Origin of the sequence: Thiospirochaeta perfilievii (genome assembly GCF_008329945.1) — a bacterium.
Lineage (GTDB): Bacteria > Spirochaetota > Spirochaetia > DSM-2461 > DSM-2461 > Thiospirochaeta > Thiospirochaeta perfilievii.
On record NZ_CP035807.1, the window covers coordinates 921,209 to 933,177 of the forward strand.

Here is an 11,969-nt window from a genome sequence, read left to right on the forward strand (position 1 = left end):
AATGAAAAAAATAGTAGTTTTGTTTTTATTTTTTAGTAGTAGTTTTTTATTCTCAGATATTTATAACGACGTAGAATGGAATAAAAAAGTAAACTGGGAAGATAATAATATTGAAATAAGGGTAAAAACTCCTTTGGATAAATCATCTGGAACCCTAGCTGCTGCTAGAATAAAATCTGAGAATTGGGTGCATGAAAACCAAACAAATATTTTTTTTAAAAATATCTTAGATGTACAGATAAACTCTTTAGAGGATGTATCAACTATAATAAATAGGGACCCATCAATCTATTATAAGTTAGATGAACTAGTAGAAAAGGTTGAACCGTATCAAAAAAACCTAACTACTAATTTAGAGTACCTAGAGTCAATCTACCTACTCCCCTTATATCCAGACTTTGTCTCTGTTTTTTACAATCAGTCTCAATTTGTAAAAATTCCTAAAAAACTAGACCATATCGATTATGGGCAGTTTACAGGATTAATAATTTATGTACCTCCAACACTACCCCTTTATGGGAAAAACAGTGATGGGAGTTTAAAAAAAGTACTCTTCCCTAGAATATTTGATGAAGATATGAATTTAATATTAGATTATACAAAGGTTGATCCAGAATATATGAAAAAATGGGGAATGGTTATATATGGTGAAAGCTTTAATGAAGAGTTATATCAAAGTAGAATAGGAATAACTCCACTAAGAATAATTGCACGAGGTCTTTTTGGAAAGAGTAATAGTGATATAATAATTTCTAAAGAAGAAGCAAATAAACTAATTGGAACCGATGGAAACCTAAAAATCATTACCCAATCAAGAATATTAATACTCAACTAGAGTCGTGGTAACCTAAGGTTATTACTGAAATCAACTAAGGAGATAAAATGAATTTTAAAAAACTTTTACTTATTTTTATAAGCATAATGGCTCTATCATCATGTGAAAAATATATAGGTTATGGGGTAATAATGTTACCTGAAGAGGATAGTAACTTAGAGACAGGATCACTAATAAAAATAACTAAGGAGTCTAGAATAAGGGAAGCCTGGGTATATAATAGTGAAGAAGAAGAGCATATCGAAATAAAAAAATGGCGTGTAGAGTTTTATAAAGAGTTAGAAGATGCTCAAAAATATATAGAAGAGTATAAAGAGTATAAAGATTATTACGTTATTGTTAATACTAATGCCCACTCTATGAGAATTAAGCCAACAGCTAAAGCTAATTTAGTATATAGACTTAAAAAGGACCAAAGAGTTAAGGTTATAGGAAGAACAGCAGAAAAAGAGAAAATTGCTCGATTTGAGGGATATTGGTGGAAATTAATAACCGATGATGGGGTAAAAGGGTGGAGTTATGACTCCTATCTTAGTGTATATAATAACGACCAGGTTATTCATAGTAATGTTACAGATGACGGCCCAGAGATTCATGAGTTTTTTAGAAATGTATGGAGACCTAAGTACTTCTGGGAGATGCAAAAATCCAGAAATATTGACTTAGATAAATTTAAGGCTAAATTTAAAATGACTCCAGATCTTGATAATAAAGAGATTACCATATCCATGCCTGATCACTATGCTACATATAAATTTACTGAGTTTAAAAAAACTGGAGCTAATAACTACATATTAGAAGGCTCTCCTATTCAATTAGATTTCTCCTACAAAGGTCAGGTAATTGTAATCTACTCAGTAGACTCTAAATCCTATGAGACAGACTTTATCTATATGAAGGATAGTGTTGTAAACGAGATTATTGAGACAGAGAAAACATCAAGAAAGATTAAGTACAATGAGTTTCTATTTGGTGGACCAGTTTTTAATAGTAGGGCTTATGGAGAGATATCTTTTTATGAAGATAATAAATTCACATGGACCAATAAACAGAACCTAATAACAAAACAACTACTTACTAGTAATGCCTCATCAGAGGGGAAGATCTCCTTTGATATATTCTTAAGTCAACAACTTAAGAGTAAGTATGATGGTGTTATTACCTTTGACTTTGGGGAGCGGCAGGAGCTTACATTCTTATATAATTTTGAAAATAATGGAGTAACTTTTATTTATGTTCCTCCAGCAACTATTAAAGATAAAGTTGTAGAAACTGATGATTTCTATACGCCTATTCAGCTATTTTTTACAGGAAGTCTATAGTGACTACAGCAACAGGTATAGGCATAGGGATAGCCTTTGGGGATAGAGATGTTCTTAAGGATGTAAATATCACTCTAACAGATAAGAGTAGAATTGCACTCTCTGGTGGAAATGGTAGTGGAAAGTCAACACTAATGAAGATCCTATCAGGAGTTAACCCTCCTGATAGAGGCCAGGTTTCTATACCTAAAAGTGTTAGAACATACTATCTACCCCAATCAGGTATTGTATTCAAGGACAATACCCTTTTAGAAGAGGTTGAAGGAGCTTTTGATCATATTAGAGAACTAGAAGCTGAAATGGATAAAATTGGACATGAGCTTACAACATGTAGGGAAGATAAACATGAAAAACTTCTATTTGAGCATAATGAGATCCATGAAAAAATTGTAGAGAGTGGCTACTACTCTAGGGAGGGTGAAATAACTAAAATCCTTCAGGGTCTTGGATTTGACCTTAAAGAGTTTAATAAAAAGACCTCTGAGTTCTCTGGTGGTTGGCAGATGAGAATTGCTTTAGCTAAAGCTCTTTTGCAAAGACCCCAATTAATTCTATTAGATGAACCAACAAACTACCTGGATATTGAGGCTCGAGACTGGTTAGGAAGCTTCTTGAAAGTATTTACAGGGGGAGTATTAATTGTATCCCATGATAGATTTTTTCTAGATCAAGTTGTAGACCATGTAGCGGAGCTATTTAATGGAAGTCTAAAACTATACAAAGGAAATTATAGTAAGTATGAGAAATTAAGGGAGATCGAGTTAGAAGAGTTATTAAGACAGTATAAAAAGCAGCAGGAAGAGATAGCTAAACATGAAAATTTTATACGACGTTTTAAAGCAAAAGCTTCTAAGGCTACCCAAGCAGGTTCCCACGAGAAGGCTCTAGAAAAAATTGAGAGAATTGAAATTCCCACAAGTATGCAAAAGATGAATATAACTTTTCCTAAGCCACCCCACAGTGGTAAAAATGTTATAATGTTAGAGGATCTTAATAGATCCTATGGTGATAAAAAAGTTATAAACCACCTGGATCTTCATATTGAAAAGAATGAAAAACTTGTTATTGCAGGGAAAAATGGTGCTGGAAAGTCTACACTACTTAGGGTCTTAGCCGGTGTTGATAAAGATTATACAGGTAGTTTTAAACTAGGAACAGACGTTAAGGTTGGTTATTTCTCCCAGGATCATGGAGAGAAACTAAATGAGAATAATACAATTTTAGAAGAGTTAGAAAGCGAGAGTCCAACTGATTTAATACCAAAATTAAGAGGCCTACTAGGTGCCTTTTTATTCCAAGGGGATGATGTTTTCAAGGCTATAAAAGTATTAAGTGGAGGGGAGAAAAATAGGGTATCTCTTTTAAAACTCCTTTTAAAACCATTTAACCTTTTAATACTTGATGAACCTACAAATCACCTGGATCTAGGGTCTAAGGACGTTCTTTTAAGCGCTTTAACAGAGTATGAAGGTACACTGATTTTTGTCTCCCATGACAGGTATTTTATAGAGAGATTGGCAACAAAGGTACTTCACCTAGAAAATGGAGAACATAAACTTTACCTTGGAGATTACAACTACTATAAGGCAAAAAGAGATGAAGAGTGTCTTAATATAGAGGGTGATTACACAGAGATTAAAGAGGTTAAACAGTCAAAACTATCAAGGGATGAGGATAAAAAACTTAAAAATCTAATACAAAAACTTGAACGGGTAGAAGCAGAACTACTTACAAAGATAGAGAAACAGGGAGAGATTACAACCTCCTACCACAATCAAATGGCCCTAGAAGAGAACTATAGTAACCCACAAAAGGCTATAGAGATACAAAATAAGATAAAAGATAGTGAAAAGCTTGAAGAAAAGTTAACAATAGAGTGGGAAGAGACGTTAATAGAATTAGAAGAGACAAGGGAATTAAGGAGTTAGTTTGAAAATTAGAATAAAATATAATGCACCAGTATCATTAACACTTATTATATTAAGCTCATTAGTTCTATTTTTAAATACCCATGTAAATCCATACCTAATTTCAAACTGGTTTACAGCTGATGGATCTATAAGTTTTAAATATAGTGATCCATACTGTTATCTAAAGTTTATCTCCCATATTCTAGGACACACTGATATGGGGCATTTTATGGGTAATGCAATCTATCTAATTCTATTAGGACCAATTTTAGAGGAGAAGTATAAATCTACAACTCTACTTGGTCTTATCCTTATTACAGCTATAATTTCAAGTGGTATTAATGCCCTTGCCCTTGATACATATATGTTAGGCGCAAGTGGTATTGTCTACCTATTTATTGTTTTAATATCATTTACCAATATAGAAAAAGGAGAGTTTCCCCTATCCGTTGTTGTGGTTTTAGGTTTTTACATCTATAAAGAGATTTCTAGGGAAGATGCTGGAAATATCTCTGTTGTTACCCACTTTGTAGGTGCTGCAGTTGGGCTATTGTATGGTCTAATTACTGTGATGGGTGGTTTCAAACCATCATTTAACAATAAAAAAGATATCTCAACCCAAGATACGGTTATTCGATAGAATCTAACTTTTCACTAATTGATAATTACTGGTTAACCTGTTAAACTTTCCCTTATGAAATTAGACGTTAAATTAGATGACATGGTAAAAAGATTCAACGAAGTTGAAAAACAGATAGCTGACCCAGATGTATTATCGGACCAAAAAAAATATAAGGATTTAATGGTTGAATACTCACATTTAAGTGAAGTGGTAACAACTTACAATAGATATAATGAACTAACACAAAACATCCTAGAAGCAAAAGAGATGTTAGAAATGGAAGAAGATGCAGAGATGAAGGAGATGGCAAGGGAGGAGCTTAAAGAGCTTGAGTCCCAAGTTGATCCAATCCTACAAGAACTTCAGATGTTATTAGTTCCAAAAGATCCCCTTGATGGTAAAGATATTATTATGGAGATTAGAGCTGGAACAGGTGGTGACGAAGCTGCACTTTTTGCAACAGATCTATACCGTATGTATGTAAGGTATGCAGAACAAAAAAACTGGAAGGTTGAGATAATATCATCTAATGAGAACGAGTTAGGTGGTTTTAAAGAGGTTGTATTCTCCATCTCTGGTAAAAATGTATATGCAAACTTACGTTACGAAAGTGGTGGTCATAGGGTTCAAAGGGTTCCAGTAACCGAGTCTAATGGAAGGATTCAAACTTCTGCGGCAACTGTTGCCGTATTACCAGAAGCTGAAGAGGCTGATGTGGATATAAAACAGAATGACCTTAAGATAGATGTTTTTAGATCCCAGGGTTGTGGTGGACAGTCGGTTAATACTACTGACTCTGCAGTTAGAATTACCCACCTTCCTACAGGTGTTGTAGTTACATGTCAGGATGAGAAGTCCCAACTTAAAAATAAAAATAAAGCGATGAAGGTTTTAAGAAGTAGAATTCTTGAGGCTGAGATTGAGAGAGTAAACTCTGAGAGATCAGAAAATAGAAAAGAACAGGTCGGTTCAGGGGATAGATCCCAAAGAATAAGAACTTATAACTTTCCCCAGGGAAGAGTTACAGACCACAGAATAAATCTTACACTATATAAACTAGACTCTTTTATGCAGGGTAATATGGAGGAGATGTTTTCTGCACTTAAACTAAGTGCTCAAGAAGACGCTTTAAAATAAAAATGACAATACGAGATCTTTTAAACTACGGGGCTGATTCTTTAAAAAATAGTTCAGAAAGCCCTAGGCTGGATTGTTCAATCCTATTGGCTAAAGTAATGGGAATTGATAGAGCCTCTTTATTTGCAAGATACTCGGATATTGTTGATGATCCCCATATAGAACAATTTAAAAAGTTTATTACACTAAGGTCACAGGGTTATCCTGTGGCTTATATCTTAAATGAAAAAGAGTTCTACGGTTATACATTTTATTTAGAGGATGGAGTATTAACCCCTAGACCAGATACAGAGATCCTAGTTGAAACAGCGTTAGACCTTATAGAGAAAAATAGTTTAAAAACAGGGTTAGATATGTGCACAGGGACAGGCTGTATTGCAATTACCCTAAAAAAAGAGTGCCCTAAATTAGATATAATAGCAACGGATATCTCCCCTATTTCAGAGAGGGTTTTTAAGGTAAATAACCAGAAACTACTTAATAACTCTATAAATTTCATTCATTCTGACCTTTTTTCTAATTTAAAAGATAAAAAATTTGATATAATAGTTACTAACCCCCCATATCTAACAAAAAAAGAGACTGAAGATAGAGTTTTAGATGGGTGGAAAGAACCAGTATTAGCCCTTGATGGAGGGTTTGATGGTTTGGATTTAATTCATACTATTATTGATGAAGCTCCTAACTATCTAAATAACAGTGGCTGGTTATTAATTGAAGCATCTTCTAATCAGATGGAAGATATGAAGAGATCTATGGAGAGTGCTGGATACAAAAATATCCATATATTAAAAGATTTAGCATCTTTAGATAGAATTATAGTAGGGAAATATGAATAACTTGATAACTGAAGATGACATTGACAGAATATTAACTGACCTAAGTAAACAATTAGGCATATATACAGAGGATGAGAAATCTAGAATTATGTCTGCTGCAAAGTGGGCTTGTGACCAGCATAGGGGTCAAAAAAGAGCCAGTGGAGAACCCTATATTATCCACCCAATATCTGTAGCGGAAACCTTAATAAAGCTTAAAATGGATGTTCCCACTGTAATAGGTGGACTTCTTCATGATGTAATTGAGGATACTGATATTACAGAAGAGGAGTTTACAGAACTTTTTGGCGAGGAAGTAACAACCCTAGTTAATGGTGTAACTAAGATAAGTATTGTAAATGTTCAAAGTAAAAGTATTCAAGAGTCTGAAACAATAAGAAAGATGTTTCTTGCAATGGTTAAGGATATAAGAGTTATACTTATTAAACTAGCAGATAAAAAACATAACATGGGAACACTCCACTATCTAAGACCTGATAAACAGCAGAGAATAGCAAAAGAGTGTCTTGATATCTATGCACCCTTAGCAGGGAAATTAGGTATCTATGGTTTAAAATCTGAACTAGAGGATGCATCCCTTAAATACTTAGATAAAGAGTCATATTATAAAATTAAGAGCTTTGTCTCCGATAAAAAGAAGAAACGACAGCAGTTTCTAGCAAAAATTGAGTACAATATACTAGAGGCGACAAAAGAGCAAAACATAACTATAGATGTAAAATCTAGGGCTAAACACTTCTACTCCATATATAATAAAATGGTAGAGAAAAATAAGGACCTTGCAGATATTTATGACCTTCTTGGTTTAAGAATTTTATGTTCTACAACCCTAGAGTGTTACAATATATTGGGTATTGTACACAGTTTATGGAGCCCTATTGCTGGTCGGTTTAAAGACTATATAGCCATGCCAAAGGAGAATAACTATCAATCTCTCCATACTACAGTTATGGGAGAGAAGGGTAAAACTTTTGAAGTACAAATTAGAACTTTTAAAATGAACCAAACCGCAGAGTACGGTATTGCAGCCCATTGGTTATATAAAGAGGGTAAAAAAGATGGGCATGTAAAACCTTCAGATCTTGCTGTAATAAATAAGCTTAAAACATGGAGTGATGTTAATATAGACTCTGTAGAGTATATAAATACTGTTATAGGGGATTTACTTCAAGACTCAATATATGTATATACACCTAAGGGTGATATAATCGAGCTTCCTAAGGGTGCTACAGCCCTAGATTTTGCCTATCACATACACTCACAAATTGGAGATAGATGTGTAGGAGCTAAGGCAAATAATAAGATTATTGCCCTTACTAAACCTTTAAAGAGTTCTCAAATAATATCAATTATGACTTCAGAGTCTGCCCACCCCCATGTGAACTGGTTAAAACATGTAAAAACAGCACGGGCTAAAAGTAAAATCAGAAACTGGTTAAATGCCCACCATGAAAGTGTACATGCAGAAAAGAGTGTAATTGTAAAAGCATCCCCAAGTAAGATAAAGGAAGAGAGTGAGCACTTTGATACTTTTATAGATACAAGTGTGGAGCATCAAGAGGTTACGAACTCAGAGAATAACTCAATTATAATAGGCAATGAAAATAATATTCTAGTTAGTTTTGCTAACTGCTGTCATCCAGTAATTGGTGATAAAATTGTAGGCTTTGTATCAAGGGGTAGAGGTGTTATTGTTCATAAAAAAAACTGCCCAAATCTATCAGGAATAAATGAGTTTGAAGAGAGACAAATTTCAATATCATGGGAAGCAGAAAAATTAAATACAGTTAGAAAATGTAGGGTAACAGCTAAAAAGACCCCTGGAATCTTTAGTGAAATAGAGGGATCATTAAAAAAATATAAAGCCCACCTAATATCTGGAGTTTTAGATGAAAACGATAGAGGAATGTTAGAAGGAAATTTTACTATGGAACTAACAAATGGTGAAGACTTTAAAAAAATATTGAAAAGCATAAGAACTATACCTACAATTGCTTATGTACAGGAATTAAAATAATGGAATTAAATGTAGTTTTACACGAACCTGAGATACCTCAAAATACAGGAAATATAGCAAGAACATGTGCTGCTGTAGGTGCATCTTTACACTTAATAGAGCCACTAGGTTTTAAAATAGATGAAAAGAGTGTGCGTAGGGCTGGCCTTGACTACTGGGATAAACTTGGAGTTAAGTTATATAAAAACCTTGATGATTTCTTCTTAAAAAATCCAGATGGTCAATATGTTTTTGGGACAACAAAGGCTAAAAAAAATCACACAGAGATAGATTACTCAAAAAAGTGTTATATTTTTTTGGAAAAGAGTCTAAGGGGTTGCCGGAAGATCTGTTAAAAAAACACCCAGAAGGCTGTGTTAGAATTCCCATGAAAAGTGAGTTACGTTCTTTAAACCTGTCTAATAGTGTGGCTGTTATGGTATATGAAGCTTTAAGACAAAACAGTTTTGAATCCCTTAGTTCTCAAGGGGATCTGCATAATTTAAGTTGGGATGAGTAGTGAGAAAAATAGTTCTGTTTTTCTTAATCTCTACCTCGTATATCTTTGCAATTGACTATACAACTATACCTGATGATGAGTTAGTTGAGTTAGCTAAAGATGGGGATGTAGAAGCCCAATACAGTTTAGCAATACTATTAGATCAACTGAAATATGAAAAAAACAGTCAGAGATTAGACTATTTAGAGAGAGATAGCTTTAAATGGTATGAGTTAGCAGCCCAAAATGGGCATCCTAAGTCTATTACAAAAGTTGCCCTGGAGTATTTAAGTGAGTTTGGTCAATATAAAGTCAAGGATTATAAAAAGTGTATAAATCTCTTAACCCAATCTGCAGCAGAGGACCGGGAAGCAGCACTCTACCTATCAATAATGTACTATTTTGGTCTCGGAGTGGAAAAAAATAGTCAAAGTTCCCTTGAATATCTTATTCAATCACAAAAAAACTTCTATAGGTTAAGACCACTAATTTATCTAGAAAAAGAGCTTATTTCTATGGTGAGGGATCTGGTTAAACAAGAGAACCCCTATGCACTTTTTATACTTGGAGACTTCTACTATTATGGAAAGACAGGGGCTTATAACCAGGATTACAAAAAAGCCTATAGGGTGTATAGAAAAGCTGCCGATTTAGGAAATGTCTCTGCAATATATATGGTAGGTTTAATGAACTATAATGGTATTGGTATACTTAAAGATCTTCATGAAGCATATAACTGGATAATAAAAGCCGCTGAAAATAATATAATAGATGCTATTTCTAAAGCTGGTATTATGAACTATTTTGGAGAAGGAACAGTAATAAACTACGAATTAGCCCACTCTCTCTTTCTAAAGGCCTCTGAGGGAGGAGAATCCCTATCACAGTATTTTTTAGGCGTTATGTACTATAAGGGAGAAGGGTGCCAAAAGGATAGGGATCTATCTAGAAAGTGGATAAAGGAGGCCTATTTAAATGGCTCAACTTCTGCTAAGAAATTCTGGGAAACAAAAGAGCTGTGGAAATAATATCAGCTTTCTCTTTAGAAATTAGGTAACTTACAATAGCTAATGAGAACTCCATTGCAGTACCAGGACCTCTACTTGTTATAATGTTATCTGATACAACAACACTCTGTTCTAGAAAAATACCACCTTCTACCCTATCTTCAAAACTTGGATAACATGTAAAATCTCTATTAACCAAAAGACCTAAAGAACCTAATACAACTCCTGGAGAAGCACATATAGCAGCAACAAGACAATTTTTATTATAAGTTTTCTCTACTATTTTAATAGCAGCAGTTGAATTAACAATATTTGTAGCTCCAGGCATACCACCAGGAATAACGATACCTTCTACATCATCTACATCTATATAATCATCAATTAAAAAATCGGTCTCAATAACAATATTATGGCTTCCTTTAACACTTGTTGATCCAATACCAAGGGTAATAACTTCTAGTCCAGACCTTCTTAATATATCTATAGGTGTTATAGCCTCGATCTCTTCAAACCCAGGGGAGATTATGATTCCAATTTTTTTCATTTATCTAGCTTCCTTATTTTTTTAAATTTATTAAATGAAGGTCTTCCTCCATTCTTTGAATATCTTCTTTTTCCATTTATTTTAATATTTTTTCTTTTTAACAGTATTCTAGCTGCACTTTCTACATCCACATTTGGAGCAATTAGTGGTTTTAAACTAGTTTTAATATTATGAACAAAGTCTTTCATAACAATATTTTTAGTTGAAAATGTTCCTAACCCTGTTAGATATGCATCTAAAAGGTAGGAGAGAGCCAAGGCTTTACTCTTCTCAACACCCCTATAAAGTTTTTTATCCAATTTATCTAAATCCCTAAAAAATTGCTTTTTAAACTCTTTTCTATTTTTACCTATTATTGGGTCATTTATTTCTGGGAAAAGATATGAAAAAAGCCCATACTTAATAAAGTCATTCATAATTATCATAGATTTTCCAGAGAGAAGTATTTTAAAAACCTCTTCAGTTAATCTTGAAATAGATACATCATTAAGTAGATGGACATCCTTTTTCATCTGCATTCTAAGTTTAAATGGTATTTTAAGCTTGGAGATATTACTATATTTAATACCACGAATAATTCGTACTGGATCTTCATGAAATGTAGTATCCAAATCTATAATAGATCTTAATCTCTTATTTCTTAAATCCTTAACACCACCAATATAATCAATTACTTGATTCTCTGAAGGAGAGTAGTAGAGAGCATTTATAGAGAAGTCCCTTCTTAAAACATCCTCTTCTATACCTCCATAATCATTATGATTATTTGTAGATTCTAAGGATCTAAAGGTAGCAACCTCAAATATTTTAGCCCCAAAATATATATGAACTAGTTTAAATCTTCTACCAATAATTCTTGAATTTCTAAAAATCTTTTTTACATCTTCAGGTAGTGCATCTGTAACAATATCAAAATCCTTTGGTTCACGTTTTGACATGAGATCCCTTACAGCACCACCAACTATATATGCTTGAAAACCACGTCTATTTAATTTCTCGATTACAGTAATAGCGTCTTTGTCTATATATGATCTATTTATATTATGTTCTTTAGCTTGGTACACTTCAGCCTGTTTTTGGGGCCTTCCCTTTTTATCAGTTGTATAACGAATTAACATAATAAGAAATGTACTCTAAAATCACCCTAAATACAACCATAAAGAAATCAGATTATCCTAGACATCAGCACAACCTGATGTTATATTTATATTTATTTTTAATAGATTATAAGTCGATAATATAAAAATATATAGTTCCA

11 protein-coding genes and 1 pseudogene are annotated in these 11,969 nt (G+C 33.3%); 10 read left to right on the forward strand and 2 right to left on the reverse strand.

The genetic code is table 11. The features are described 5' to 3' along the window. Nucleotide 1: 1 nt before the first annotated feature. From EW093_RS04255 to EW093_RS04295, 10 genes and pseudogenes are all read left to right on the forward strand, one after another. Nucleotides 2–835 carry a hypothetical protein gene (locus EW093_RS04255; RefSeq protein WP_149567201.1) on the forward strand — a complete coding sequence of 278 codons (834 nt, stop codon included), beginning with the start codon at nucleotides 2–4 and terminating at the stop codon, nucleotides 833–835. Between the two features lie 47 nt (nucleotides 836–882). After that, entirely contained in the window at nucleotides 883–2,157 is a 1,275-nt protein-coding gene (locus EW093_RS04260) for an SH3 domain-containing protein (protein WP_149567202.1), read from the forward strand. After that, entirely contained in the window at nucleotides 2,157–4,085 is a 1,929-nt protein-coding gene (locus EW093_RS04265) for an ABC-F family ATP-binding cassette domain-containing protein (RefSeq protein WP_149567203.1), read from the forward strand. Before EW093_RS04260 ends, EW093_RS04265 begins: the two co-directional genes overlap by 1 nt. A gap of 1 nt (nucleotide 4,086) precedes the next feature. Next, nucleotides 4,087–4,707: a rhomboid family intramembrane serine protease gene (locus EW093_RS04270; protein WP_149567204.1), complete on the forward strand. Its 621-nt coding sequence runs from the start codon at nucleotides 4,087–4,089 to the stop codon at nucleotides 4,705–4,707. A 54-nt stretch (nucleotides 4,708–4,761) separates the two neighbouring features. Further along, nucleotides 4,762–5,826, forward strand: coding sequence for a peptide chain release factor 1 (prfA, locus tag EW093_RS04275; RefSeq protein WP_149567205.1), 1,065 nt, complete (start codon nucleotides 4,762–4,764; stop codon nucleotides 5,824–5,826). A gap of 2 nt (nucleotides 5,827–5,828) precedes the next feature. Beyond that, nucleotides 5,829–6,665 (forward strand): peptide chain release factor N(5)-glutamine methyltransferase, encoded by an 837-nt coding sequence (prmC, locus tag EW093_RS04280; RefSeq protein WP_149567206.1) that lies wholly within the window; start codon nucleotides 5,829–5,831, stop codon nucleotides 6,663–6,665. Continuing rightward, nucleotides 6,658–8,682 carry a RelA/SpoT family protein gene (locus EW093_RS04285; protein ID WP_187759826.1) on the forward strand — a complete coding sequence of 675 codons (2,025 nt, stop codon included), beginning with the start codon at nucleotides 6,658–6,660 and terminating at the stop codon, nucleotides 8,680–8,682. Before prmC ends, EW093_RS04285 begins: the two co-directional genes overlap by 8 nt. Then, nucleotides 8,682–9,046: pseudogene (locus EW093_RS04290) on the forward strand (tRNA (cytidine(34)-2'-O)-methyltransferase); the annotation flags it as partial. The gene EW093_RS04285 and the pseudogene EW093_RS04290, both read left to right, overlap by 1 nt. Before the next feature lie 3 nt (nucleotides 9,047–9,049). Further along, a complete protein-coding gene (locus tag EW093_RS17805; RefSeq protein WP_281283477.1) occupies nucleotides 9,050–9,181 on the forward strand; it encodes a hypothetical protein in 132 nt (43 codons plus the stop codon). Beyond that, nucleotides 9,181–10,188 carry a tetratricopeptide repeat protein gene (locus EW093_RS04295; protein ID WP_149567207.1) on the forward strand — a complete coding sequence of 336 codons (1,008 nt, stop codon included), beginning with the start codon at nucleotides 9,181–9,183 and terminating at the stop codon, nucleotides 10,186–10,188. The genes EW093_RS17805 and EW093_RS04295 overlap by 1 nt, the downstream gene beginning before the upstream one ends. On the opposite strand, the gene EW093_RS04300 is transcribed toward EW093_RS04295, so the two are convergent. Further along, a complete protein-coding gene (locus EW093_RS04300; RefSeq protein ID WP_149567208.1) occupies nucleotides 10,151–10,711 on the reverse strand; it encodes a DJ-1 family glyoxalase III in 561 nt (186 codons plus the stop codon). The two genes, EW093_RS04295 and EW093_RS04300, sit on opposite strands and share 38 nt — an antisense overlap. Then, nucleotides 10,708–11,829 carry a polynucleotide adenylyltransferase PcnB gene (gene pcnB, locus EW093_RS04305; RefSeq protein WP_149567209.1) on the reverse strand — a complete coding sequence of 374 codons (1,122 nt, stop codon included), beginning with the start codon at nucleotides 11,827–11,829 and terminating at the stop codon, nucleotides 10,708–10,710. Before pcnB ends, EW093_RS04300 begins: the two co-directional genes overlap by 4 nt. Nucleotides 11,830–11,969: the final 140 nt, after the last annotated feature.